The organism is Hymenobacter coccineus, from assembly GCF_001816125.1.
Classification (GTDB): Bacteria; Bacteroidota; Bacteroidia; order Cytophagales; family Hymenobacteraceae; genus Hymenobacter; species Hymenobacter coccineus.
In genome coordinates, this window is record NZ_MDZA01000433.1 from 1 (window position 1) to 23761 (window position 23761).

26 protein-coding genes are annotated in these 23761 nt (G+C 63.4%); 12 read left to right on the forward strand and 14 right to left on the reverse strand.

The genetic code is table 11. The features are described from left to right. Positions 1-40 precede the first annotated feature (40 nt). The 4 genes from BEN49_RS21990 to BEN49_RS22005 all read right to left on the reverse strand — a co-directional run bounded on the left by BEN49_RS21990 (position 41) and on the right by BEN49_RS22005 (position 2501). Positions 41-817: a hypothetical protein gene (locus BEN49_RS21990; RefSeq protein ID WP_070746645.1), complete on the reverse strand. Its 777-nt coding sequence runs from the start codon at positions 815-817 to the stop codon at positions 41-43. Positions 818-981: 164 nt separating this feature from the next. After that, entirely contained in the window at positions 982-1356 is a 375-nt protein-coding gene (locus BEN49_RS21995) for a hypothetical protein (RefSeq protein WP_070746647.1), read from the reverse strand. Positions 1357-1420: 64 nt separating this feature from the next. Then, on the reverse strand, positions 1421-1882 hold the full coding sequence (locus BEN49_RS22000) for a DUF4268 domain-containing protein (RefSeq protein ID WP_070746649.1): 462 nt from the start codon (positions 1880-1882) through the stop codon (positions 1421-1423). 10 nt (positions 1883-1892) lie between these two features. Next, positions 1893-2501 carry a Uma2 family endonuclease gene (locus BEN49_RS22005; RefSeq protein WP_070746651.1) on the reverse strand — a complete coding sequence of 203 codons (609 nt, stop codon included), beginning with the start codon at positions 2499-2501 and terminating at the stop codon, positions 1893-1895. Positions 2502-2580: 79 nt separating this feature from the next. Here BEN49_RS22005 and BEN49_RS22010 point away from each other — a divergent pair, with 79 nt between their 5' ends. Both BEN49_RS22010 and BEN49_RS22015 read left to right on the forward strand, forming a co-directional pair. Next, positions 2581-2856: a helix-turn-helix domain-containing protein gene (locus BEN49_RS22010; RefSeq protein WP_070746653.1), complete on the forward strand. Its 276-nt coding sequence runs from the start codon at positions 2581-2583 to the stop codon at positions 2854-2856. Continuing rightward, positions 2769-3593 (forward strand): IS630 family transposase, encoded by an 825-nt coding sequence (locus BEN49_RS22015; RefSeq protein WP_158023034.1) that lies wholly within the window; start codon positions 2769-2771, stop codon positions 3591-3593. The genes BEN49_RS22010 and BEN49_RS22015 overlap by 88 nt, the downstream gene beginning before the upstream one ends. Before the next feature lie 34 nt (positions 3594-3627). Here the strand turns inward: BEN49_RS22015 and BEN49_RS22020 are convergent, their stop codons facing one another. The 3 genes from BEN49_RS22020 to BEN49_RS22030 all read right to left on the reverse strand — a co-directional run bounded on the left by BEN49_RS22020 (position 3628) and on the right by BEN49_RS22030 (position 5401). Then, positions 3628-4254: a uridine kinase family protein gene (locus BEN49_RS22020; RefSeq protein WP_070746657.1), complete on the reverse strand. Its 627-nt coding sequence runs from the start codon at positions 4252-4254 to the stop codon at positions 3628-3630. Between the two features lie 78 nt (positions 4255-4332). After that, on the reverse strand, positions 4333-4914 hold the full coding sequence (rdgB, locus tag BEN49_RS22025; RefSeq protein WP_070746658.1) for an RdgB/HAM1 family non-canonical purine NTP pyrophosphatase: 582 nt from the start codon (positions 4912-4914) through the stop codon (positions 4333-4335). 58 nt (positions 4915-4972) lie between these two features. Beyond that, positions 4973-5401: a hypothetical protein gene (locus BEN49_RS22030; protein WP_125917110.1), complete on the reverse strand. Its 429-nt coding sequence runs from the start codon at positions 5399-5401 to the stop codon at positions 4973-4975. 229 nt (positions 5402-5630) lie between these two features. On the opposite strand from BEN49_RS22030, the gene BEN49_RS22035 reads away from it, so the two are divergent. The 6 genes from BEN49_RS22035 (at position 5631) to BEN49_RS22060 (ending at position 11507) form a co-directional block, all read left to right on the forward strand. Beyond that, positions 5631-5900: a type B 50S ribosomal protein L31 gene (locus BEN49_RS22035; protein WP_068235991.1), complete on the forward strand. Its 270-nt coding sequence runs from the start codon at positions 5631-5633 to the stop codon at positions 5898-5900. 166 nt (positions 5901-6066) lie between these two features. Beyond that, positions 6067-7293, forward strand: coding sequence for a GlmU family protein (locus BEN49_RS22040; protein WP_070746662.1), 1227 nt, complete (start codon positions 6067-6069; stop codon positions 7291-7293). A gap of 271 nt (positions 7294-7564) precedes the next feature. Next, on the forward strand, positions 7565-8704 hold the full coding sequence (locus tag BEN49_RS22045; RefSeq protein ID WP_070746664.1) for a DNA polymerase III subunit: 1140 nt from the start codon (positions 7565-7567) through the stop codon (positions 8702-8704). A gap of 71 nt (positions 8705-8775) precedes the next feature. Next, positions 8776-9705 carry a hydroxymethylbilane synthase gene (gene hemC, locus BEN49_RS22050; RefSeq protein WP_070746666.1) on the forward strand — a complete coding sequence of 310 codons (930 nt, stop codon included), beginning with the start codon at positions 8776-8778 and terminating at the stop codon, positions 9703-9705. A gap of 186 nt (positions 9706-9891) precedes the next feature. Continuing rightward, positions 9892-10542, forward strand: a complete 651-nt coding sequence (locus BEN49_RS22055) for a peptidylprolyl isomerase (protein ID WP_083326349.1) — start codon at positions 9892-9894, stop codon at positions 10540-10542. 68 nt (positions 10543-10610) lie between these two features. Continuing rightward, on the forward strand, positions 10611-11507 hold the full coding sequence (locus tag BEN49_RS22060; RefSeq protein WP_070746668.1) for an SDR family oxidoreductase: 897 nt from the start codon (positions 10611-10613) through the stop codon (positions 11505-11507). Between the two features lie 146 nt (positions 11508-11653). On the opposite strand, the gene BEN49_RS22065 is transcribed toward BEN49_RS22060, so the two are convergent. From BEN49_RS22065 to BEN49_RS22090, 6 genes are all read right to left on the reverse strand, one after another. Further along, positions 11654-11914, reverse strand: coding sequence for a hypothetical protein (locus tag BEN49_RS22065; protein ID WP_125917112.1), 261 nt, complete (start codon positions 11912-11914; stop codon positions 11654-11656). Positions 11915-12208: 294 nt separating this feature from the next. Beyond that, on the reverse strand, positions 12209-12661 hold the full coding sequence (locus BEN49_RS22070) for an ABC transporter permease subunit (RefSeq protein WP_239692061.1): 453 nt from the start codon (positions 12659-12661) through the stop codon (positions 12209-12211). Continuing rightward, positions 12619-13089, reverse strand: coding sequence for a hypothetical protein (locus tag BEN49_RS28435; RefSeq protein ID WP_158023035.1), 471 nt, complete (start codon positions 13087-13089; stop codon positions 12619-12621). Before BEN49_RS28435 ends, BEN49_RS22070 begins: the two co-directional genes overlap by 43 nt. Before the next feature lie 92 nt (positions 13090-13181). Continuing rightward, positions 13182-14222, reverse strand: a complete 1041-nt coding sequence (locus BEN49_RS22080; RefSeq protein ID WP_070746676.1) for an ABC transporter permease — start codon at positions 14220-14222, stop codon at positions 13182-13184. A gap of 5 nt (positions 14223-14227) precedes the next feature. Next, the gene (locus BEN49_RS22085; RefSeq protein ID WP_083326351.1) at positions 14228-15973 is read right to left on the reverse strand and encodes an ABC transporter substrate-binding protein; all 1746 of its coding nucleotides are present in this window, start codon (positions 15971-15973) and stop codon (positions 14228-14230) included. Between the two features lie 115 nt (positions 15974-16088). After that, the gene (locus BEN49_RS22090) at positions 16089-16346 is read right to left on the reverse strand and encodes a hypothetical protein (protein WP_125917114.1); all 258 of its coding nucleotides are present in this window, start codon (positions 16344-16346) and stop codon (positions 16089-16091) included. A 282-nt stretch (positions 16347-16628) separates the two neighbouring features. Between BEN49_RS22090 and BEN49_RS27265 the strand changes: the two genes are divergently transcribed. After that, the gene (locus tag BEN49_RS27265) at positions 16629-18176 is read left to right on the forward strand and encodes a hypothetical protein (protein WP_125917116.1); all 1548 of its coding nucleotides are present in this window, start codon (positions 16629-16631) and stop codon (positions 18174-18176) included. A 95-nt stretch (positions 18177-18271) separates the two neighbouring features. Here BEN49_RS27265 and BEN49_RS22100 read toward each other — a convergent pair whose 3' ends face one another. Next, positions 18272-21847, reverse strand: a complete 3576-nt coding sequence (locus BEN49_RS22100; RefSeq protein ID WP_070746684.1) for a PKD domain-containing protein — start codon at positions 21845-21847, stop codon at positions 18272-18274. 432 nt (positions 21848-22279) lie between these two features. Here BEN49_RS22100 and BEN49_RS22105 point away from each other — a divergent pair, with 432 nt between their 5' ends. The 3 genes from BEN49_RS22105 to BEN49_RS22110 all read left to right on the forward strand — a co-directional run. Beyond that, positions 22280-22702 carry a BrxA/BrxB family bacilliredoxin gene (locus tag BEN49_RS22105; RefSeq protein ID WP_070746685.1) on the forward strand — a complete coding sequence of 141 codons (423 nt, stop codon included), beginning with the start codon at positions 22280-22282 and terminating at the stop codon, positions 22700-22702. A 158-nt stretch (positions 22703-22860) separates the two neighbouring features. Next, entirely contained in the window at positions 22861-23028 is a 168-nt protein-coding gene (locus BEN49_RS28440) for a hypothetical protein (RefSeq protein WP_158023037.1), read from the forward strand. Between the two features lie 32 nt (positions 23029-23060). Further along, a partial coding sequence (locus BEN49_RS22110) for a ChuX/HutX family heme-like substrate-binding protein (RefSeq protein ID WP_317040496.1) occupies positions 23061-23761 on the forward strand: 701 nt, incomplete at its 3' end.

Below are 23761 nucleotides of genomic sequence, written 5' to 3' on the forward strand. Positions count from 1 at the left end.
CGCGGCCGCGCGCGGCTTGACAGCGGCCTCGGCTTTCTCCTTAGCAGCCAACGTTTGGTCGAGCTGCGACCAGGTAGGGGCCCACTTCCTGCTGGGCCCACACTTCCCAGAACTCCAGCTTGGCCTGGCCTTGCAGCAGCTTGCGCACGCGGTCGGGGTTGTCGACGCCGGGCAGCTCAATCTGGAGGCGGCCGGTGCCCTTCACGCGCTGGATGCTGGGCTGGTTCACGCCGAACTTGTCCACGCGGGTGCGCAGGATGTTGAAGGAGCGGTCGATGGCCTCTTCCACTTCCTTGTTGATGGCAGCAATTACCTTCTCGTTCGACGAGTTGATGTCGATGCCGCGGCTCTTGTTAGTGGTGTTGGCAAAGATGGTGGCCAGGGGCTTGCTGGGCGCCAGGCGCTGGTAGTCCTGCCCAAACAGCGTGGTGAACGGCGTGCTGGAGTTCACCTTCTGGGCCTCCTGGGCCTGGGCCAGGGCGGTGTTAAAGGCGGGGTCTTTCGAGTTGCCGCTCATGGCGCGCACAATTTCCACCGGCGATACTTCCAGCGTCACGTGCATGCCGCCCTTCAAGTCAAGGCCTTCGCCGAGCTGGCTCTCGCGCACCTGGCGGTAGGTGAGGGGCCCAAACACGGGCGCGCGCCACACCGAATCGAGGTAGTGCTGGCGCTTCAGCTCGTTGAGCTTGCCGCCGGTGGTGGCATAAACCACGGCCTTGTCCTGCACCCCGTTCGAGATGTAGGTCAGGAACAGGTGGTACCCGCAAATCACCGCAATGATGATGGTGAGCGTGGTAATAAGTCCTTTATTACGCATTATTAAAATGTACTGATTGTGTCGGGTAGGAAAGGGGGAGGAGGTAGGCTGCGATGAAAACGCGGGGGCTTGGCCAGAAAAACAGCATCGTTACCGAATAGCACTGGGAGGCCAGCGTGCTGGCGCCGGTCCGTTTTCGGCCCCCACGTTGTTGATAGCAAAAGCTAGGGGGCCTGCGGGGCCAGCGCCACGGCCAGCAGCCGGGCCCGGAATACCTCGCCGGCCCGCACGCCCGCGCAAAGGCGCGGCACAGACAGGGCGCGCCGCAGCTGCGGTAGCCACACGCTGCCCGCCGTGGTGGGCAGCCACGCCACGGCCGCCGGGGCCACAAAGTGGGCCAGGGCAGGGGTGGCTTCCAGCAGTACTTTTTGCTTGACCACCGTGGCCTTGGCCGGGGCGGCGAGGCGGGCGTCGTCGGGGGTCCCAGGCAGGCGCAGCACACTCACGGCCCGTTGGTTCAGGCCCAGCACCAGCAGCACCGTGGCGGCGAGCCAGGCGAAGCGGAGCGAAGACCAAAAGCGGGAAAGTAAAACCGGCATGGATGTAAACGGGGACTGCAAAGATAGGACTTTAGCTGCAACAGCCGCGCCCCGCCCCGGGGCCCTATTTCAGGGCCTCAAAGGCGTACTGGGCATCGCTCCAAAAAGCATCCAGGGCGATGAGGCGGGGCTTGAAGAACGAAATCAGCGCTGGCCAGTCGTCGCGGCTGAACAGGTTGGCCGGGGCCAGCGCGGCGTAGATGCGGGCCAGGGGCTGGCCGTTGGCGTCGTGGGCGGCGGGCTCCCAGGTCCAGGTTTCGCCCAGGGTTTCGTGCAGCAGGGTTTTCAGCTCCTCAAACTGCTCGAAGAATAGGGCCCGGATGCCGGCGTCGGGCATCGTCAGCTCGATGCCGATGGTGGCGCGCTGGGTGTCGGCGTGCATCCGGAAATACACGTTTTTCAGGCCCGTCTTGTAGTTTATCCAGTTGGCGGGCATCCCTTCGGCCGACAGCACCGGGGCCATGTACTGTCCCAGGGTGGTCCAAAAGGCCTGCCGCAACTGCGTGGCTTCGGCTTTGCTGTACATGCTGGGTGCGTTACGCGGCCCGGCGCAGGGGCCCCAGATCGAGCCGAAACCCCGGTAGTACCGGCTCGCCGCTGAGTTCCTGGCCGTAGCCTTGCACCGTTTCCACGGGTTGGTCGGGGCGGTACACGTAAGCTGTTTCGGTAGCCACGTCGAGTAAAAAACCGAGTTTAGCCCAGTTGGCTAGGTATTCCACCATCTTAGCCTGGGTGGTGGCCAGCCGGTCGGTTGGCGAAAGAATTTCTACCACAAACTCTGGGCAAGTCGCTAGGAAACCACCGGCCTGCTCCGCTACTGCGCGCTTGGCGTGGCTGAGCCATGCCGCATCCGGGGCCCGTACCGCCCCGTTTGGTAATTTAAACCCAGCCGATGACTCATAGGCATGGCCGGGTATAGGGGCCCCCGTACGCATCCAATGTTTTAGCTGGTACACGAGTTCACTGCCGTATTCACTGGCATCGGGGTGGGCGGGAGGCATGATGATGATGTGGTGCTCGGCGTCTCGCTCCAGCTGAAATTGCGGGTTATCCTGGCAAAGCTGGAAGAACTCTTCGTCGGTGAGGCGGGCCAGTACCGCGCTTTGCAGCACGGGCAATTCCGAAAATTGATAAGTGCTCAGCATACCATTGGGGAGTTAAGAACTACTTCTAAGTACTTGCGCAAAAGTAAGCGTATAAAATTGGGGGCTGTAAATTGGGGGCATGCTAGCCCCCCTTGCTCTGACCTCTGACGAAGTCACAACCCTCGACGCGTGCAGCCACTACGCCCGGCACCCGCGGCAGCGCCGCCGTGCCCAAGCCGTACTGGGCCACCACCGGGGCCAGACCGTGACCCAGTTGGCGGCCTTCTTTGCCGTCCGCTACGCCACCGTCCATGGTTGGCTCAGCGCTTGGCGCGACGACGGCCTGGCGGGCTTGCTGGAAGGCCAACGGGCCGGCCGGCCCCCCAAGCTGCCCCTGGCGGCCCAAAAAAAGTAAGCACTTGGCTCGGCCAAGCCACCCAGCAGCTGCGGCGCTGGATTCCGCGCCTGCGCCGGGCCTTCGGCGTTAAACTGCATAGCAGCACGTTGCGCCGGCTGGCGCGGGCCGCCGGCTACGCGTGGAAGCGCTGTCGGCGCTCTTTGCGGGGCCAACGCGACCCGGCCGCCTTTGCCGCCTGCCAGGCCCGGCTGCGGGAACTGCACCGGGCCGAGGCCCGCCACGAACTGGCCGTCGTCTACGTCGACGAATGCCGCTTTTCGCGCCAAGCCCCCGTGCCCTACGCCTGGCAGCGCCGGGGCCAGTCCCCGGCGACCTTGCCCGCCGTGCGCGGCAGCGGCGGGCACTCCGTGCTGGGCTTCTGGCAGGCCCACGCGCCCAACCAGCCCCTGCAAGCCTACGTGCGGGCCGGGGCCCGCACGGCCGACCTGTTCGTGCTGGCGGTCACCGACTTCGTGCAGTCCCTGGCCTGCCCCACGGTACTGGTGCTCGACAACGCCTCGATTCACCGGGCCCATGTGGTCCGCGCCTGCCACGCCGAATGGGCCGCCAAGGGATTGACCCTCTTATTCTTGCCGCCCTACAGCCCCGAACTCAACCACATTGCGCTGCTCTGGCACCGCTGCAAGCACTACTGGGTCCGACCAGAGGACTACCAATCCGACCATACCTTGCTCCAACGACTCGAACACGTCTTAAACCGAATTGGAAAAAATTATACGGTTACTTTTGCTTGACTACTTAAGATACGCTGTCAGTCACAAAACCTAGCTACGCTCCGCCGGCTACTTTGCCCTTCAGAAAGCCCACCAGCACCTCCAGTCCCTTGTCGAAGTGCTGGTTGTTGGGAATCACCACGTCGGCGTCGTGCTTGTAGGGGGCGATGAATTTTTCGTAGGTCGGGGCCACGTGGTGCGTGTAGCGGTAGAGCACATCGGCCAAGTCGTAGCCGCGCTCGTCGCGGTCGCGGATGATGCGGCGGTGGAGCTTCACGTGCTCCTGGGCGTCGATGTATACCTTAAGGTCGAGCAGCTTAGCGATTTCAGCGAAGTGAAACACGAAGATGCCTTCCACCACCACAATGGGCGCGGGCCGAAACACCAGCTGCTTGGGCGTGGCGGCGGCATTGTTAAACGTGTACTCCTGCCGGCGCACTTCCTGGCCCTGGCTCAGGGCCAGCACGTCGGCCGCGTAGGCTACCGAGTCGATGCTCGCGGGCAGGTCGAAGTTGTGCACGCCCTGCTCGTCCAGCACTTGCTGGTCGCGCGGGTGGTAGTAGTTGTCCTGCGAAACCAGGCAAACCTGATCTTCAGGGAACGCCGCCAGCAAGCGGTTCAAAAACGTGGTTTTGCCCGAGGCGCTGCCGCCGGTGATGCCGACGAGGTAGGGTTGCTGCATAAGGCCGCAAAGGTAGTTTTATCAAATGGCAGATTGGCTATAGGGCCGGCTGGGGCCCCCAGCCAAACGCGGGGTTATTTACTGGACGGCCAGGTAGGCCAGCAGTCCCGCCACGGCCCGGGCGCGGTGGCTGATCTGGTTTTTCTCCGCCCCACTCATTTCGGCAAACGAGCGGCCGTTGCCCTCGGTGGGCACAAACACGGGGTCGTAGCCGAAGCCGCCCGCGCCGCGCGGTACCTCGGCAATCTGCCCCGCCACGGCCCCGGCAAAGGTGCGCGTACTGCCATCGGCCTGGGCCAGGGCCACCACCGTGCGGAACTGCGCCGTGCGGTCGGGGCTACCGGCCAGCTCGCGCAGCAGCTTGGCCACGTTGTCGGCGGCTTCGCGCTGGGGCCCGGCGTAGCGCGCCGAGTACACGCCGGGGGCCCCGTCCAGGGCCGTTACCTCCAGCCCGGTGTCGTCGGCGAAGCAGGCCACGCCATAGTGCTGGCGCACGTAGTCGGCCTTTTGGCGGGCGTTGCCTTCCAGCGTATCCTGGGTTTCGGGCAGCTCCTCGTGGCAGCCGATGTCGGCCAAGCTCAGCAGCGCGAGGCCGGGCGGCAGCAGGGGCCGGATTTCGTCCAGCTTGTGGGCGTTATTAGAAGCAAAGCAGAGGCGCATGGGCAGATAAGTAGCGGCGGTGGGCCCGCAAAGGTCGGGCCGCGCCCCAATGCCGCGCCTACTGCCGAAAGGTTTGCCGGATGACTTCCCACGAGCGCGCCAGGGCCCCGGGGGATTCTACCGGCAACGCCGCCGGGGCCGCCGGGTCGCCGCCGGGGCGGCGCGTGACGAGGCGATAGGTGAGGGGCTCGCCGCCGGCGAGCTGTGAAGCGCCCGCGTCGAGGCAGCGGTAGTGGCGGCGGCCGGCGGCCGGCCGCCGGGCCACCAGCTGGAAGCGTGGGTTGGCGGCCGTGTGGCGGTACAGGTCGTAGCTCCGCACGCCGGTTTCGTCGGCCACCGACCACTCCAGGCGCACATCGGGCCCGGTGCGGGTGGCGGTGAGGCGAGTGGGCAGCAGCCAAACCGCGGCCGCGGCCGGGAGGGCCCCCAGTAAAAGCAAGCCCACCAGGGTAGCTGGCGAACAAGCAACAGGCAGTAGCTGCCTCATGCTGATAACTATTCGTGGAAGAAAATCAACGCAGTATTTGTACTAAATATTATGCTGAAAGGACACTTAGTGTGTTTAATCAAGATACCGCCGGGGGCCAAAGCGTTGCATGGGTAGCAGTTACCCGAAAAAAAATATGGCAGCCGTTGGCTAAGTCGGTGCGAAGCCGTACTTTTGCAGTCCCTTCCGCAAAATCGGCCGGGTTCACCCGGTCAAACCGGCTTCCTACATGAAAAAAGAGACGCACCCCGAGTATCAGGAAGTTGTGTTCCAGGACACTTCTTCGGATTTCAAGTTCATCACCCGCTCCACGATGAAACCGACCGAAACCATTACGATGGAAGACGGCAAAACGTATCCGGTGGTAAAAATCGAAGTGAGCAGCGCTTCGCACCCCTTCTACACCGGCAAAAACATGTTCATCGACACGGCCGGCCGCGTGGAGAAATTCCGCAGCCGCTACGCCAAGAAAGAGCAGAGCAGCGCCAACAAAGAATAGCTTTTGCCTGGCTGTTAGCCTTTATCTACCGGCTGTTAGCTTTTGAGAACTCCTTTCGGGACCCCCGGAAGGAGTTTTTTTTGGTCCTGGCCCAGCCAGCCGCCGTAAATTTGGGTTTGCCCCAAAAAGCTAACAGCTAACCGCTGTTGGCTAACAGCTTAATAAAATGCACGTTCTGTTATTCGACGACCCGGCCATCCGGCCGCACCTGCTGCCCTTTACCTTCACGCGGCCGGTGGCGGCGCTGCGCTGCGGCATCCTCACGCTGGCCGAAAAGTGGCAGCACCGCCTGGGGGCCCCGGCAGTGGGCTACCTTACCCAGCCGTACTTGCAGGCCAAGTTCCCGGCCGGCGATGTGCAGGGCCCCGCACTGGTCATCAACGGCGCCGTGTGCCCCGACGACCTGCTCATCAAGCAGGTGCAGGCCTTAGGGCCCGGCCAGGCCCTGTACTGCGACGAGGTGCTGGTAGCCGCCCACTTGGCCGACGCCACCCTCGTGGCCGAGCTGGTGCAGGACGGCTTGCCCGACGCCCGCCAGGTGGCCGAGCCCGTGACGGTGATTTCGCGGCCTTGGCACCTGTTTTTGCGCAACGGCACCGAGATTCGGCGCGACTATGCGCTGCTCACCCGCGGCCGCACCTCGCAGCCCGTGGGCGACGCGCACACCATCGTATACGCCCCGGAAAACATCTTTATTGAGGAAGGGGTAATCATTCGCGCCGCCATCCTCAATGCCGAAAACGGGCCAATTTACTTGGGCAAAAACTCGCAGGTGCACGAGGGGGCCATCCTCAAGGGGCCCCTGGCGCTGGGCGAAGAGTCGCACATCAACGCCGGGGCTAAGATGCGCGGCGACAACACCGTGGGGCCCTATTGCAAGGTGGGCGGCGAGGTGGCCAACAGCATTATCATGGGCTACAGCAACAAGGGCCACGAGGGCTACTTGGGCAACTCCGTCATCGGCGAGTGGTGCAACCTGGGGGCCGATACTAACACTAGCAACCTCAAGAATAACTACGCCCCGGTGAAGGTGTGGAGCCACGCCGCCCACCGCTTCGTGAATACCGGCCAAACTTTCTGCGGCCTGATGATGGGCGACCATAGTAAGTGTGGCATCAATACCATGTTCAACACCGGCACGGTGGTGGGCGTGGGAGCCAACATCTTCGGGGCGGGTTTCCCGCGGCAGTTCATTCCCAGCTTCAGCTGGGGCGGCCCGGCGGGTTTTGAAACCTTCAAGCTACCCAAGGTGAACGAAGTAGCCGAGCGCGTGATGGCCCGGCGGAGCTTGCCATATGATGCGGTGGAACAAGGGATTATGGAGGTTGTGTTCAAGGCCACGGCCGAGGACCGTGTCTGGGAAAAAGGAGGTCAGGATGCACGGGTACAATAAGTTATTATTTGTTCTCTGCCTGCTCTTTCTGCTCATATATATGGTTGTGAGTGGTGTTGCAGCATTTATTCATGGATCACATCCTCTACTACGCATAGTGTTTATGTCACTAAGTATCGCCGGAGCTTTGTTCGGATTAAAGCGATTTTTGGCTAGAGATTTATATTGGGCGAATGCTACGTTGGGAACATTAGGAATACTGTTTGCAACTGTCATTACAGAGTCTGTGCTGCAATTTATGTACTTGCCAACGCTATCTAAGTAGGTTAAGATGCGGTTCGAAAATATCCCAAACCAGCTCGCCGTCAAGGACCTGCTGCGCCAATCGGTGCGGCGGGAGCACGTGGCGCACGCGCAGCTGTTTCGCAGCAGCGAGGGCGGTGCGGGGCTTGCCCTGGCCCTCGCCTACGCCCAGTACCTGAACTGCGAGGAGCGGGGCCCCGACGCCGACGACAGCTGCGGCCACTGCCCGGCCTGCACCAAAATTGCCAAGCTGGTGCACCCCGACCTCAACTTCATTGTGCCCGTGACCACCACCAAGGCCGTGCCGAAGGACGCGCTGAGCAGCAAGTTCATGGCCGACTGGCGCAGCTTCGTGCTCGACAACCCCTACCAGGGCTTCAACGACTGGATGCAGCACATCGGGGCCGAAAACAAGCAGGGCAGCATCTCCAAAGAGGAAGCCGGTCAGCTACTGAAGCTGGTGAGCCTCAAGGCCTTCGAGGCCCGGTTCAAAATTGTCATCCTCTGGCTGCCCGAGCTGATGCACCCCGCCACGGCCAACGCTGTGCTGAAATTGCTGGAGGAGCCGCCGCCCGCCACCGTGTTCCTGCTCGTGAGCCACGCGCCCGAGCGGCTGCTGCCCACCATCCTCAGCCGGGTGCAGCCGGTGGCCGTGCGCCCCTTCGCCGAGGCCGACATCACCGACTACTTGCAAGCGCACTACCACGTGCCCGAGGCCAAGGCCCGCCAAGTGGCGCAGTTGGCTGAAGGCAGCCTGGGGGCTGCCATCGCCTCGAAGGACCAGAGCGCCGACCACGACTACTTCGCATTTTTTCGCGACTGGATGCGCCTGTGCTTCAACTACAACACCAAGGGCGCCGAGATTTTAAAGCAGAGCGAAGCCTTCCAGAAGCAGGGCCGCGAAAACCAGAAGGAACTGCTGGCCTACGCCCTGGTGCTGGTGCGCAAGGTGCTGCTCTTCGGCATCGACCCGCGGCTGATGCCCCACCTGCCGGCCGAGGAGGAGCAGTTTGTGGCCAGCTTCGCCAAATTTGTGACCCCGCGCAACGCCGATGCGTTAACCAAGGAGCTGACCGACGCCCACTACCACATCGAGCGCAACGCCAACCCGCGCATGGTATTCGTTGACAGCTCGTTGCGGCTCGGCGGCCAGCTTCGCGCCGCCTAGGACCCCCAGGTGCGCGCCGTTTAGGGCCCCCAGCGGTGTTAACTGCTCACTGTTAATTGTTAACTGATCAAATGAACCCCATTCGCCTCGCCACCCGCAGCAGCCGCCTGGCCCTTTGGCAGGCCGAACGCGTGGCCTACCTGCTCGGCCAAGCCGGCCTGCCGTCCGAAATTGTGCCCATGACCACCATCGGCGACCAGGTGCTGGACCGCTCGCTGGCCAAAATTGGGGCCAAGGGCGTGTTCACCGAAGAGCTGGAGGAAAGCCTGCGCCGCGGCGAAACCCACCTGGCCGTGCATTCGGCCAAGGACGTGCAAAGCAGCATTCCCGACGACTTGGAGCTGCTGGCTTTTCTGGAGCGCGAGAGGGTTAACGATGTGGTGCTGAGCTTTAACGAGCAATTTTCGCTTGATAAGCCGGGCATTGTGTTGGGCACCAGCAGTACCCGCCGCAAGGCCCAGTTGCGCCGCTTCTACCCCGAAGCCACCACGGCCGAGGCCCGCGGCAACCTCCAAACCCGCCTGCGCAAGCTCGAAGAAGGCCAATACGACGGCCTGGTGCTGGCCTACGCCGGCGTGCACCGCATGGGCTACGACCACCTGGTGCGCCATACGCTCTCCGAAACCCGGTTTGTGCCCGCCACCGGCCAAGGCAGCGTCGCCGTGGAGTGCGCCCGGGACCTGGACGCGGACCTGAAAATCCGCATTCAGGCTGCCCTTGACCACCCCGCCACCCACGCCTGCCTGCGGGCCGAGCGCGCCTTTTTGCAGACAATGGAGGGCGGGTGCAGCATCCCGTCGTTTGCCCTGGCTACGCTCAACGCAGCGGGGGGCCTGCACCTGCACGCCGGCATCATCAGCTTGAGCGGCGAGGAATACGTGGACGACACCCAAACCGCCCCCGCGGCCGACGCCTACCGGCTTGGCACGTCCGTGGCCGATTCGGTGCTGGGACGCGGGGGCCGCGAAATTCTGGCCAGCATCCGCGAGCACCGCGGCTAGGGGCCCCGGGCCCCTGGTTTTGCGGCGTTCGGGCCGTTTGCGGGTTGGCATATCCGGCGCCGTAGAACGGAGCAGTATTCCGTTTGGCATTCGCACGGAAACGGAATGGCATTCCGTTCTACCATCTATCTGTACTGGAGGTGCACTGATATGGAAAATGCTGTAAAATAGCTAATTAACTTGTTTATGACTTTCTCCTTTTCCCAAGCCGGGCGGTGGTTGGTGGCGCTGCTGCTGCTGGCCCCGGCCGCGCAAGCTGCCGCTCCGCTAGCCAAGGGCCCCCGCAAGGGCGGCAAAGACGACGTGGTGACCATTACCACGCCCGAGGGCACCATTCGGCTGCTATTGTTTAAAGACACGCCGCTGCACCGGGCCAATTTTCTGCAAAAGGCCCGCAAAGGCTTATACAACGGCACCACGTTTCACCGCGTCATCGACGGCTTTATGATTCAGGGCGGCGACGTCAACTCCAAGGACGCCGACCCCACCAACGACGGCCAGGGCATTCCCGGGACCCCCACTGTGCCCGCCGAACTGGGCCCCGGCCACCCGCACGTGTACGGGGCCCTAGCCGCCGCCCGCACGGGCGGCCCGGCCGGCACGCCCAGCAGCAACTCGCAGTTTTACCTGGTTGAAAACCACGCCGGTACCCACCGCCTCGATGGCCAGTACACGGTGTTTGGCCAGGTCATCGAGGGCCTCGACGTGGTGGACAATATTGCCAAAGTGCCCAAAGACAACCGCGACCGGCCCCTTGCCAACGTGACCATGACGATGAAGGTGGCGCACTTACGGAAGAAAAAAATCACCAAGCTATACGGCTATACTTACCCCTGAAGGGGACGGGAGCCGTTTGCGGTGGGGCATCTAAGGAAGCTGCACCAAAATGGCGCATTGATAGAACAATGAAAATTCTCATAACCGGAGCCAACGGCCTGCTGGGCCAGAAGCTGGTGGCGCTGCTGCACGCGGAGCCGGGCGTGGCGCTGGTGGCCACCGGCCGGGGGCCCAACCGCCTGGCCGAGTGGTACCCCAACCTGCGCTTCGTGGCCCTCAACGTGACGGACGCCGCCCAGGTGCAGCGCGTGCTGGCCCAGGAGCAGCCCACCCACGTCATCCACGCCGCGGCCATGACCAACGTGGACGAGTGCGAGCTGAACCAGGCCGCTTGCTGGCAGCAGAACGTGGTGGCCACGGCGCACCTCGCCGCCACCTGCGCCGCCCAGGGCGTCCACCTTACACATCTCAGCACCGATTTTATCTTCGACGGCAGTGCGGGGCCCCTGGCCGAAGACGCCGTACCTGCGCCCATCAGCCACTACGGTGCCAGTAAGCTGGCCGCCGAGCAAGCGGTGCAGGGCACGGCGGGCCTGCGCTGGGCCATTGCCCGCACCGTGCTCGTGTACGGGGTGCTGCGCGGCGGGGGCCGCACCAACATCGTGCTGTGGGTGCGCGATTCGCTGCGCGCCGGCAAGGCCATCAAGGTCGTCGATGACCAGTGGCGCACGCCCACGCTGGCCGAAGACCTGGCCGTGGGCTGCTGGCTGCTGGCCCGGCACAACGCGGCGGGCATCTACAACATTTGCGGCGACGAGCTGCTGACGCCCCACGCCATGGCCCTGCGCGTGGCCGATTACTTCGCCCTCGACAAAGGCTTGATTGAACGGGTCGATGCCAGCACGTTCTCGCAGCCGGCCCGGCGGCCGGCCCGCACGGGCCTGCTCATCGGCAAGGCGCGGCGCGAGCTGGGCTACTGCCCCCGCACGTTCGAAGAAGGCATTGCCCTGGTAGCGGCCCAATAGGGCCCCGGCGGGGCCCCCCACGCAAACGGCCTGCCCCGTGAGGGACAGGCGTTTGCGTGGCATAATCAGGATAAGATAGTGGTAACTTAAAAGCAAGTGTGAGGCTGCAGTGGAGCCCTCACCAGGGCCCTATCGCAGCGGTAAGGCTACCAGCTATTGCGGCTGCTAACGGTGGCCGCCAGGTCGGGCGTGCCCAGCACCAGCAAGTCGCCGATGAGGATGGCTTTGGAATCACGCAAGGCGGCTTCGCCAATGGCGCGCGGGATGAGGTGGCCGTCAGGGGTCAGAAAATCAGGTGCTGGCGCGGCAGCGCGGCGGGTGTTCGAGTAGAGCCGCACCCAGGGTGTGGGTGGGGGCGTAGGCTGGTAAAGATCGAAAATAGACGCCATGGTAATAGTCGGACACATCAGCAGAGGCACGTAAGAGAATAGATATTCACTAGGAGTATACAATATTACCGACCCTCCCTACCTCTGCCCTAAGACACTTTGCGGGTAATTGTGACATCACCCCTTGCAAAAAGTACTGTTAAAAAAATCAGAAATTACTGAAATAAAGAAGGGTCCCTGGTCTTGAAAAGCTCGCTGTTATTCAATAAATACGCAATGAATAGCGGCAAAATACCCGTTTAATACCAGGCTGCCGGAGCCGCCGCTTGCAAAAAAACGCTCCATTGTGACATTGATGAAACGCTGGTTGGCTTATTTGCCTGGCGCCGAAGGGCTGCTGAGGGCCTGAAGAGCCAGCATGGTGAGAAGCAGGAGCCCGCCTGGCCCGGCCACCAGCCACCAGGCCGTGGGTTCCAGGCGGGCGGTGTTGAGCAGCTGGCCCCAGCTAGGTACCTCGGGCGGCAAGCCAATGCCCAGGAACGAGAGCGTGCTCTCCAGCCCCAGCAAGCTCGCTATGCTGAGCGGAAAGGCCGCGCGCAAGGGCCGGCACGCGGCCAGCAGCGCGTGCCGCCACCACACGCGCCCCGGTGGCAGCCCCAGGGCCCGGGCAGCAGCCACAAACGGCTGAATGCCAACGCGCAGCATTTCGGCCCGCACGAGCCGCGCCGGCACCGCCCAGGCCGTGAGCACCAGCACCCCCAGCAAGCCCGCCGGCGAAAGCGCTACGCTACCCGCCAGCACCACCACGAGCACCAGCTGCGGCACGGCCCCCAACAGGGTGGTGGCCCCCAGCACTGCCGCATCAAGCGGCAGCGGCAACTGGGGCCCCGGCGGGCCGGGGCCCACCCGCTACCGGCCAGCCCCACCACCGCCACCACCAGCCCGGCCCCGGCCCCGGGCAGCGCCAGGGCCCACCACAGCAGCCCCAACACCCCCGCCCCGCCAATCCAAGGCAGGCGCAGGCGGTTGTGCCAGAAGCCGGCGGTTCCGCCCAGCAGGGCCCCCAGCGCGCTGGCCAGCACGGCCGCCGCCACGCTCAGGCCCAGCGCCGTGCGGGCCCCAAATACCAGTTCAACCAGCACGTCGCGGCCCAAGGGGTCGGTGCCTAGCCAGTGGTGGCTGCCCGCCGTGAAAGGGGGCAGGCTGAAGTGTGCCAAGTCGGGCTGGGCGGGCGGGTACGGTAGCGGCAGCACGGGCGCTAGCAAAGCCAAGGCTCCTATTAGCGCCAACCAGCTGAGCGCGGCCGCGCGCGCACCGCGCACAAAGGCAAAACGTGGGGCGTGCCTCATGCAATGCGGGGGTCAAGCCAGCGGGCCCCGGCGTCGGCCAGCACCAGGGCGAGCAAGCGGGCGGCCCCTACCAGGAGCACGCCGCCCACCAGCACTGGGTAGTCGTGGTTGGCGGCTGCTTCGGCCAGTAGGCGGCCCATGCCGGGCAGCGAAAACACGAATTCTACCACCACGGCGCCCGCCACCAGCGCAGGCAGCAGGTCGGCCACGAGCGGCAACAAAGGCACCAGGGCGTTGCGTAGCGTGTGGCGCCGCAGCACCTGTTTGGTTGCCAAGCCCTTGGCGCGCGCCGTGGTGGCGTAGCCGGTGCCCAGCTCGTGCGCGAGAGATACCATTAGTTGCAGCGTAAGCTCGGGCAAAGCGGTCAGTACCAAGCACGCCAATGGTAGTATCAAATAGGACCCTAGTGCATAAATGCCTTCGCCATCAACAGTTTGCGAATAAACGGGAAACCAATCCAGGACATCGGGGTTGGCCAGGCTCAGCAACAGGCCCGTAGCCAACACAAACAGGGGTAAGGCCTGTAGGCCCGCCAGCAGAGCCAGTGCGGGCCGCCGCCACCACGGCCGGCGGGCCAGCGCCAACGCCAGCACCAGCGCCAGCCACAAGGTCAAGCCCGCCGCTGCGCCGGTGAGGGGAATGGTGCAGGCCAACGCCGCGCCCAGCCGCGCGACCACCGGCTGGCCATTGCGGAACGACGTGCCCCAGTCGCCCCGGAGCATGGCCCCGAGCCAGCGGTGGTACTGGTTACGGCGGCCGTTCCACTGCCAGGGCGCGGGGCCCCCGCCCGGCGCAGGGGCCTGGCGCGAAAAATAGAACAGCGGCTCGGAAACCCCCAGCCGTTGGCGGGCGGCCTGGCGGGCCAAATCGCGCGCCTGGGCGCTGGCTGGGGTGCCATTGCTGAGCTCGGCGGCGTTGGAAAGGCCCAGGTTTTCATCCGACAGGGGCGCCCCGCGGCTCAGCAAAAACACGAGCGATGCCAAGGCCCACACGGACAAGATGGCCTGGCCAGCGCGTTGGAAAAAAAACTGCCCCACGCCTGTTAGAGTATGGATCGGGGCCCCCAGGTAATGGCCGCCGCCGCGTAGCCCGGCCGAATGCTGCTTGGGTAGAGGTTTTGCAGCCGGCGGTTGGCCACCAAGCGGTTGTACTGGAAGAAGAGCGGAACCATCGGCATTTCCTCGCGCAGCAACACCTGTAACTTGCGCAGCAATTGGCTCCTAACAGCCGGCGATTGGGCCACCGCAACGGCTTCCACGAGGCGGTCGCTGGCTGGGGTGCCGAAGCCCGTCAGGTTGCCGGCGCCCACCGCCTCCGAGTGCAGGATAGGGACAAGGTTGAAGGTGTAAGGATTGCCCATGATTGACTTAATATACAAGTCAAAATCACCCGTTTGTAGCTTATGTGTAAAGGCACTGGCTTCCGTGGGGCGCAGTTCTACGGCAATGCCCAACTGGGCCGCGGCCGCCCGAAATTGCAGCCCAATGGTTTCAAACGTGGTTTCTTCTGCCCGGTACCGCACCTGCAATGCCAGTTGCTGCGTTTCGCCAGTGGGGCTCTGGCGCGTCCAGCGCGCCGCGGGGCCGGCCACTTTCTGCCGCCAGCCGGCCTGCTGTAGCAACGCCACGGCCCGGCTTGGGGCGAACGGTAGCAAGGGCAAGCTATCGGCATAGTTACGGCCCGTATTGGGTGAAATGATGCTAACGGTGCGCTGCCCCAGGCCCTGCTGCGTAGCATTCATCAGGCCCGGTACATCAAAAAGCAGGGCCAGGGCCTGCCGTGTAAAGTGGTCAGCCAAAGCCGGCCGCCGCGTATTAAAACCGGCCGTTACTACATTGTGCGACAGCGTATTGTAAAAGGAAAGGGTCTGCTGGGCTTTTGCTGAGTGGCGCAGCCGATTGAAATCGCGGGCCGGAATGTTCGGGTACAAATCCACATCGCCCCGGCGCAGCGCCATGACCGCGCTGGCACTGTTGGGAATAATCAAAAAGTTGATTTGCGAAGGATGCGCTTGCAATGCCGGGGGGAGGGGGCTCAACTGGTCAGCCCACCACTGCGGCTTGCGCTGGAACCGCAGCAGGTGGTCTTTTTTCCAACTTACCAAGCTGTAGGGCCCGCAACCGGGCAGCCGCTCGGGGTGCTGGCCCGGGGCAATGGTAGCGTATCGCCGGGCCAGGGCCGCCAGCACAGTATCCGGGGCCACGTTGACGGGGCGATTAATTAAATCAATAAGGTGGTAGCGGCGCAACGTACCGCGCGCGTCCAAAGCGGCTTCGGGCAAAATGAAAAAATCGCCGGAAGCGTGCGCAAAGTCTGTTGCCTGCCCCCGGCACACCAGCGTAAACCGCCGCGTGTTGTTGGGGTCGGGTTGCAGCTCTTGAATGAAGTTAAACTGGGTGCGGATGCCCTCGTTAGCCAAGCCCGGGGCCTGCATCAGCTTGAGGGTGAACGCGACATCGCTAGCGAGCACTGGTTGGCCGTTATCCCAGGTGGCCGCCTTGCGCAGGCAGTACGTGAGCAGCGTGAGCGAATCGCCCACCAGCTTGATTCTGGGCAGAGAGTCTGCTAACCCAGGGCTGTAGGATGATTTTGCGTAATCAATTTGCAATAAGCTTAGGTGGAGTAAGTTGTCTGCGTCGCTACTCGATTGGTTTGGCTGCTGCAACGGGTCAAGGGTTTCCGGATCGGAATCCCATCTAATTCGCACGCTGTCAGGCACATGTTCTTGGGGCCCCGAACAGGCCGTCAGCAATATCGTGCACAGACCAGCGAGTAATGATAATTTCATAAAACGATGGCGGGATAGAACGGGGCTAAGTTAGCCATCCTGTTCTATCCCGCCACCTTAGTAGAGCGAAGAAGCAGTGTTCTGCTTAGCAGAGCAACCGCTTAGCGCTTTCTGATTAATTACTGGTAGGGGCGACGATGCCGCCGCTCCAGCCGCCGCTGCCGCCTTTGCTGGCGACGATGCCGCCGCTCCAGCCGCCGCTGCCGCCATCTAATGAATTAGCACCTTGAGCGGGAGCACCGGTGATGCTGAATAATTGAAACAAGGCGTAGGCAATGAGTTCAAACATGGGAGCGGCCTTTATATTGTTGATCGTTTGTATATCACAAATTTGGGCCACCGCTGAGCCATTTAAAAGGACATTATTAAGCAAATAATGACTAGGACTAAAATACTACAAAATATAAATTAATAAATAATGATTACCTAAAAATACCTCCAATCAAAAAAAATCTTAAAACAAGATAGCTTGGCTTTGCAAAAAAGAGTTCGGATGTGACATTATAAGTATAAATATCCTATTAAAATTGTTTCTTAATGTAAGAAACTACTTGCGGTACTTTGGATCGCATGTTCACTACTTCCGTGAGATAAGATTATTTAAAGATATTTGCTAAGTGAGAAATAAGTGATATTCCAACGAACACAGTGGGTTATGAACGAATCGAGAACTCTAGCACAAATAATAACGTCTCGAAAATTGCCTCTACTGCCGCTGTTAGATTTTGACGCGGGTGAGAAGATGAAGGAAAACAAATTGGTCGCGTCCTTGGCCGAAGGACAAGAATCGACTCGCACCCAATTAGTGCGGACGCTCTATGGTAAAGGCACAGCCAATACCGAAGCGTCATTCCGTAAGCTACACTCAAGGGTGATGGCCAAAATGTTAAATCACCTTTATTTTCTTGACTATTCCGACCAACGCCATTTGGTGTCCAAGCGTTACGAACTGGAGTGCTTAAGCTTATTTCACAAAGCCCTCGTTTTGTATAATGAAAGCGAGTCTTCGTTAGCTGTAAGACTATTGAACAAATGCTTAGAGCTGTCGCAACGTGATGGATTCACCCGTTATGGTATTCAAGCAGCGGGTTTGTTGCGCGTTCTTTATGCGCAACAGCAACGGAAGCCTCAATATCGAGCAGTCACAAAAGTGTTGCTTGACTTACAAAAAGTTCGCACTTTTGAAGAAGAAGCAGATAATATATATAGCGATGTTAGATTAGCAATTGCTGGTACTGTAAAGATGCGTCGGCAATTGCTGCCAATGATGCCAGCTTATTTAGTAAAGCTGGAGGAATTGCATTGTAAAGCAAAATCAGTCGATACCGGTAACTACGTATATCAAACGCAGTTGGCTCAGCAAGAGTTGACGGGCAACTATGCCGAGATCATCAAAATCACGGCGGAGGCCGCTCGGCAGCTCAAGGCGGGAAAGCTGAACCCGCACCGGTTTGATGTACGCTTCAATCACTTTATGAGCGTATATGCGCACTTGCTGAGCCGGCAGGCCGAAAAGGGCTTGAAGCTGGCAGCCGTCTACGACAAAGATTTTCACCCGTCTTCTGCCAATTGGTTTTATTTTCAGGAGCACTACTTGCTGTTGGCTTTGCACGCGGGTGATTACGTGCAAGCACGGCAAGTGCTGCAAACCGCCACCAGCAGCCCCAGCTTCGGCAAGCAGCGGGCGTCAGCGCAGCAGCGCTGGGAGCTGTTTCGGGCCTACGTGGATTTTGTGCAGCCCCCCGCCCGGCCTACGCCGGTGCGGCGCCAGCAAATGGAGCAGTGGGCCCTCACCATTCCCGAATACAGCCGCGACAAGCGGGGCCACAACGTGGCCATTCTGGTGATGCAGGTGATGTACTTCCTGCGCCAGCGCGACCTCGACGCTGTGCTATTGCGCGCCGACCGGCTGCGCAAATACCAGCAGCGCCATCTGCGTGAGGCAGCCAACCTACGCACCCGGCTGTTCTTGAGGCTATTGCTACTTATTGTGGATCAAGATTTTGATCCTGTGCGCAGCGCTCGGCAAGCCACCACGCTGCTCAAGCAACTGGAAGATGCCCCGCCGCCCGGTGAGGCCTTCGCGGAGGTAGAAATCATTCCGTATGAAACCCTCTGGCAGCTGGCCTTGCAGGAACTGCGGGCAGGGCCCCCCATGCCCAGCGCTCCTGGCGCGGGGGCGGCTGGTAAGGGCCCCGGCTAGTGTTGGCCAGGAGCTCTGCGCACTACTGAAAAAAAACGCGGGGCCCGGGGTGAGGCCCCGGGCCCCGCGGGGCTGCTTAACTATATGCTGGGCTGCTATTGCACCAGTACGCGCCGGGCGGCGGCGACGCCGTTCACGGGGCTGAACACTACGCTGTAGAGGCCCGGGGCCAGGGCAGTGGTCAGCAGCTGCTCAGTGGCGGCGGCGGCGGCCGTGAGCTGGGTTTGCCACACTATGCGGCCCAGGCCGTCAACCAGGCGGAGCTGACCGCCACCGCTTTGGGCGGGCAGGCGCACGTGCAGGGCAGTGCCGGCCGCCGTGGGGTTGGGCCAGGCTTCCAGGCCCGTGGCGGCGGCGGCGCTGGTGAGCGACAGCAACTGGCTGCCTACGTTCACGTTGTCCACGTACAGGTAGTTGCCGTAGCCGTTGTAGCCCACGAAGCGCAGTAGTACGCTTTTGCCAACGTAAGGCATCAAATCAACCAGCTCTTGCCGCCACTGGGAGCTGGCCGAGGGCACGAAATAGGCATTTTGGGGGCGGGCGGTGCCCAGCGTGCCGGTGGCGCCCTTGGCGTAGGGGCGGCCCAGCACCGCCAGGGTGCAGGCGTCCAGTACCTGCACGATCAGCGAATCGGGGCCGGTGGCGGGGCTGATGAGCGGCGCGTAGGCCAGGTCGAAGCGGAGCGTGGGCTGGGCGGCGCTCAGGTTGAGGGGCGGGGTTTGCAGCACGTCGCGCTGGCCCACGGCGGCGTCGGGCGCAAACGGGGCCCGGGCGGCGCGGGTGCTGGTGCCGGCGCGGCCGATGATGCCGTCGGCCAGCACCCAGGTGAAGAGGCCATCGGGGTTCTCAATAACCCAGCCCGCGGGCAAAGTAGTTGAGGTATCAAACGTTTCGGCGAAGGGCAGGGCCCGCCCGGCCGTCACCTCGATGCTGACGGTGGACGTGGTGCTGCCGAAGCCGTTGGACACGGTGAGGGTGGCCACGTAGGTGCCTGCCGTGGCGTACGAAACCGTGGCGCTGGCGGTGCTGGCTGCGGCCGGCGAGCCCCCCGGGAACGACCAGGCGTAGGTGCCCGGGCAGAAGGCCGTTTGGCTGGTGAAGCTCACCGTGCCACCGGGGCAGATGCGGGTGCGGTTGGCGGCGGCCGTGGCCTGTGGGGCCCTGCCGTACACCACCACGTAGCCGGTATCGACGCGGGTGGCGGTGCCGTTGGCGTTGGTGGCGGCCAGCGTCACGGCGAAGCGGCCGGGCGTGTTGTAGGTCACCGTGGGGTTGCGGTCGGTGGAAGCGGCGGGGGTGCCGCCGGCAAACGTCCAGGCCCAGCTGGTGGGCCGGAACAGCGACGAATCGCGGAAGGCCACCACCAGGCCCGGGCAGCCCACGGTGGGCTGGGTAGAGGTGTAGAGCGGTACTGGTGCGGCCACTGCCGCCGTCAGGGCAATGTCGTCGAAGGCCATGCCGCGGCGGCTGCTGGCGGTGGCCGCCGTGGCAGGGCCCGTGCCGTATTGCTGGAACTTCACCCGCACGTCGGTGCCCAGCGTCAGGTTGTTAGTGGCCGCAAACTGGGTCAGGTTCACGCTCTGGGTTTGGTAAGTGGTGGTCGAGTTGGCGCCCGTCAGGCTCACCACCCGGTACCAGGTAGTGCCGCCGTCCACGCTCAGGGCCACGCCGTCGCCGTTGCTCGAGCCCATAAACTGGGTGGGCAGCGCGTTATCGGTTTCGGCCGCAAACCGGCGCTGGCGGAAGGTGAGGAGCAGGTCCTGGCCGGGCGTGTTGCGGGTGTACCACACGGCTTCGTTCAAGCCCGCGAAGGCCGTGGAGGCCGGAAATGCGGTATCCATCACCAGGTAGCTGGTGCCCGAGGCCGCCCCGGTGCCGGTAGCCACCTGCACGCGGCCGGCCTTGGTGCTGTTCACGGTCCAGCTCGTGGGCAGGGCGCGCTTCTCCAGGTCTTCTACGGCAGGCGGTGCGATGGCCACCGGCGGGCCGTAAATGGCCGTGAAAGCGTCAATCAGCCCGGCGCCGGTGAGGACGCTGAAGCCCGTTTGGCCGCCCACTGGTCGGGCGGTGCTGGCCAGGCGGGCGTTCACTTGGGCCGGGGAGAGGGCCGGCTCCGACTGCAACAGCAGCGCGGCCACGGCCGCCGCCGCCGGGGCTGCCGCCGAAGTACCGAAGAAATTTTGAAAGCCATCGCCATCTGGGTCGGTGCCGCCAAAAAACGTGGTGCTGCCGCCGTCCACCGAAGCAAAGTCAGGCTTGGGGCGCGTCACGGGGGTCCCCAGGGCCGTGCCGTTGGGGTTGAACAGGATGGTCGGGCTGCCCTTCGCCGTGTACGACTCGGCGGTTTTGGAATCGTAATACGGCACGGCCGCCACGGCGGAAGCCGCTGCGGCCGCGGCATGCCCCACCACAGTGCCGCTGTTGGTGAGCCACTCGGTGGGCTGGCCGTCGGCCAGGGCAATGTACTTGATGCGCGTGGGGTTGGCGCTGCCGGTGCGGCGCACAATCACCAGGTCAAACAAGGTAGTGTGGGTCTGCGCGGTGTCATTGGTGAAGCCCGTGATTTCGACCGGTACCTGCGTGAGCAGGTTGCTGGAGTTCGACACGTCGATGGTGTCGCCGCGTGAAGAGAGGATGTAGGCGTCGAGGTCGGTTCGCACGCCCGCCGTGGTGTAAAACGGGTCGCTCCACTGCAAGGCCACCGTCATGTCAGTGCCCGGCGCCACCAAAAAGCGCTGGGCTACGTCGGTGCCGCCGGTGTTGTCGAAGTTGAGCCGGGCCAGGTTGCGGGCCCCCACCACAAAGGCCGGGGCGGTGTTTTCGTAGCTCTGGTCACCGTTGTTGCCGGCTGAGGAGAAGTACGTGGCTCCGCGCTGGCTCACCACCTGTGTCACGGCCTGGGCCACCACGCCGTCCTGAAAGTAAGGCTCGGCGAAGTAGGCAATGTCGTCCACGATGACCTTGCAATTGCCCTTGGCCGGGTCGGCCAGGTCGAGGATGTGCTGGGCAAAGTCCGCCTCCGAGTTATACGCCGTGCTGAACGCCAGCGGGGCCCCGGGGGCAATGTCGTAGATGAGCTGGGCCATGGCCCGGCCCTCGTCGGTGCCCTCGCCATCGCCCAAGTCGCTGAGCACCTGCACACCCGCCGCTGGCAAGTCGTTCGAGGCCACGTCGTTGGCCGCGCCCTTCAGCGAGTTGTACGAGTCGCTGAGGATGCCCACGCGCACGCCCGCGCCGGTCAGGTTCTTGCCGAGCGTGGCGCGGGTGCGGGCCGCTTCCAGCACGTAGTCGGCCTGGGTGGTCACGCGGCCGGTCTGGGCCACGGGCCGCCACACCGGCAAAATGCCCAGCAGGCCTTGGGCGGCCAGCGCCTCCAGGCCGGGGGCCCCGGGGGCCAGCTGGGCCAGCGGCAGCATCCCGTCCACGAAGTGCAGATCGGGCCGGCTGGCCACCACCACGAAGCCCCGCGCCTGCAACGCGGGCAGCAGCGCCGCCACGTCGCGCGCCGTAATGTGCACGAGCACGGCCGTGGCGTCTTTGCTCAGGCGCAGCTGGGGGTGGGCCGCCTTCAAATCGACCGGGGCCCCGCCGCGGCTGGCGGCCGTGCCCTGCTGGTACACCTGCTGCAGCTCGGGGCTGATGCGCGAGTTGGGGTCGGCGCGCTGGTACACCGCCGTGGGGGGGCCTTGCGCGTGGCGTGGGCCGTGGGGCGGGGCCGCAGGGGCCCTCGGGGCCCGGCCCGGTTTGGGCCCCGGCGGGGCCCGCGGTGGCCCAGGCCAGGGCCCCCAGCAGCGCCACGCGCCCGAAGTATCCGATAGAGTTAAAATTCATACAGCGAGGGAAATGGACGAAGGATTAGCGGGTGGGAAACAAAGCCGGGCGCACAGGGCACGGGCCGCTGCGCGCAAGCAAATTACTAAGCCTAACCCCGGGGCCCTAGTTCCGCCGACCGGCCGCGCGTATCAATCGACCAAGGGCCCCGGGCCCGAACCTTTTGCCCGGCCGCCGGCTTTAGCACCCGGCCCGCGGTGCGTACCTTTGCTAGGTGCCGCCAGCGGCCGGATTTTTCAGTCGTTGCTCCGTACTTTTTTATTTTTACTACTATGGCAGTTTACCCCGAATACATGGTGGCGCCCATCCGCCAAGACCTCACCGAGGTTGGTTTTGAGCAGCTCATGACCCCCGCCGACGTGGACGCCAGCCTGGCCGCCACCGAAGGCACCGTGCTGGTGGCTGTGAACTCGGTGTGCGGCTGCGCCGCCTCCAAGGCCCGCCCCGCCCTCAAAATGGCCCTCGCCAGCTCCGACAAAAAGCCCGGCAAGCTCGTGACCGTGTTTGCGGGCATGGAAACCGAAGCCGTGGCCAAAATGCGCGAGCACCTGCTGCCCTACCCGCCCTCATCGCCCTGCATCGGGCTGTTCAAAGACGGCGAGCTGGTGCACATGATCGAGCGCTACCACATCGAAGGCAACGACCTCACCCGCATCGTCAACAACCTGCAAGGCGCGTTCGAAGAATACTGCTAGGGCCCCCCGCCGGCCCAATGCCCTGAAAGCCACTCCCCAACCGGAGTGGCTTTTTTTTAGTGCTTATATTATTATTTAGAATTATTCCAAATAAATGCTGAGAATTCGCGGGGCGCTGATATCTTTGCTAATGTTTAGAATTGTTCTAAATAAAGTCAATGGCCCGTTCTTTTCTCCGGCGCTTTGCTTGGCTGCCGCTGCTGCCCGCCGCCGCGTGGGCCCAGCGGCCCGCCGGGGCCCCAGCCGACCTGCCGCCCCGCCAGGCCCTGGCTGAAACGGTTGCGGCGGCCACCCGCCCGGCCCCCGCCGCGGCCGAAACGCCGTAGCTTCAACCACCTGCCGCTCCCAAGAACCGCTCATGGACCCCTTAACCGCTCCCGCTACCCTGGCCAACCGCTGGGCCGAATACAAGCAAGCCCACCCCAAAAGCCGCATCCGCGACGCTGCCCAGGCCCTGCGCGTGGGCGAGGCCGCGCTGCTGGCCACCGGATGCACTGGCCAGCCCGATGCGCCCGCTGTGGCCCTCACGGCCGACTTCCAGGAAATACTGCTGGCGGTGCCCGCCCTGGGCCACATCATGGCCCTCACCCGCAACGACAGCGTGGTGCACGAGCGCCAGGGCGCTTACCACGACGTGTCGTTTCAGGGCCCCATGGGCCTGGTGCTGGGCGAAGCCATCGACCTGCGCCTATTCCTGATGCACTGGAAGCACGCCTTCGCGGTAAATAAAAACGGCCGCCGCAGCCTCCAGTTCTTCGGCATCGACGGCGAGGCGCTGCACAAAATCTACCTCACCGAGGCCAGCGACTTAGCCGCCTACGACGCCCTGGTGGCCCGCTTCCGCGCCGCCGCCCAGGGTCCCGGGCTGGCCCTGCAACCCGCTCCCGCCGACGCCCCTGAAGCCCCGGACGATACCATCAACGTGGCCGGCTTCCGGGCCGCGTGGCGCGGCATGCAGGACACGCACGCCTTTTTCGGGCTGCTGCGCCAGTTTGGGGTGAGCCGCCCCCAGGCCCTGCGCCTGGGGGCCCCCCCGAGCTGCTGCGCCGCGTGCCCACC

Excerpts from the sequence above, each read along its gene's own strand:
- BEN49_RS21990 (WP_070746645.1), bottom strand. The coding sequence starts at position 817 with ATGCGTAATAAAGGACTTATTACCACGCTCACCATCATCATTGCGGTG.
- BEN49_RS21995 (WP_070746647.1), bottom strand. The coding sequence starts at position 1,356 with ATGCCGGTTTTACTTTCCCGCTTTTGGTCTTCGCTCCGCTTCGCCTGG.
- BEN49_RS22000 (WP_070746649.1), bottom strand. The coding sequence starts at position 1,882 with ATGTACAGCAAAGCCGAAGCCACGCAGTTGCGGCAGGCCTTTTGGACC.
- BEN49_RS22005 (WP_070746651.1), bottom strand. The coding sequence starts at position 2,501 with ATGCTGAGCACTTATCAATTTTCGGAATTGCCCGTGCTGCAAAGCGCG.
- BEN49_RS22010 (WP_070746653.1), top strand. The coding sequence starts at position 2,581 with ATGCTAGCCCCCCTTGCTCTGACCTCTGACGAAGTCACAACCCTCGAC.
- BEN49_RS22020 (WP_070746657.1), bottom strand. The coding sequence starts at position 4,254 with ATGCAGCAACCCTACCTCGTCGGCATCACCGGCGGCAGCGCCTCGGGC.
- rdgB (WP_070746658.1), bottom strand. The coding sequence starts at position 4,914 with ATGCGCCTCTGCTTTGCTTCTAATAACGCCCACAAGCTGGACGAAATC.
- BEN49_RS22030 (WP_125917110.1), bottom strand. The coding sequence starts at position 5,401 with ATGAGGCAGCTACTGCCTGTTGCTTGTTCGCCAGCTACCCTGGTGGGC.
- BEN49_RS22035 (WP_068235991.1), top strand. The coding sequence starts at position 5,631 with ATGAAAAAAGAGACGCACCCCGAGTATCAGGAAGTTGTGTTCCAGGAC.
- BEN49_RS22040 (WP_070746662.1), top strand. The coding sequence starts at position 6,067 with ATGCACGTTCTGTTATTCGACGACCCGGCCATCCGGCCGCACCTGCTG.
- BEN49_RS22045 (WP_070746664.1), top strand. The coding sequence starts at position 7,565 with ATGCGGTTCGAAAATATCCCAAACCAGCTCGCCGTCAAGGACCTGCTG.
- hemC (WP_070746666.1), top strand. The coding sequence starts at position 8,776 with ATGAACCCCATTCGCCTCGCCACCCGCAGCAGCCGCCTGGCCCTTTGG.
- BEN49_RS22055 (WP_083326349.1), top strand. The coding sequence starts at position 9,892 with ATGACTTTCTCCTTTTCCCAAGCCGGGCGGTGGTTGGTGGCGCTGCTG.
- BEN49_RS22060 (WP_070746668.1), top strand. The coding sequence starts at position 10,611 with ATGAAAATTCTCATAACCGGAGCCAACGGCCTGCTGGGCCAGAAGCTG.
- BEN49_RS22065 (WP_125917112.1), bottom strand. The coding sequence starts at position 11,914 with ATGTGTCCGACTATTACCATGGCGTCTATTTTCGATCTTTACCAGCCT.
- BEN49_RS22085 (WP_083326351.1), bottom strand. The coding sequence starts at position 15,973 with ATGAAATTATCATTACTCGCTGGTCTGTGCACGATATTGCTGACGGCC.
- BEN49_RS27265 (WP_125917116.1), top strand. The coding sequence starts at position 16,629 with ATGAACGAATCGAGAACTCTAGCACAAATAATAACGTCTCGAAAATTG.
- BEN49_RS22105 (WP_070746685.1), top strand. The coding sequence starts at position 22,280 with ATGGCAGTTTACCCCGAATACATGGTGGCGCCCATCCGCCAAGACCTC.
- BEN49_RS28440 (WP_158023037.1), top strand. The coding sequence starts at position 22,861 with ATGGCCCGTTCTTTTCTCCGGCGCTTTGCTTGGCTGCCGCTGCTGCCC.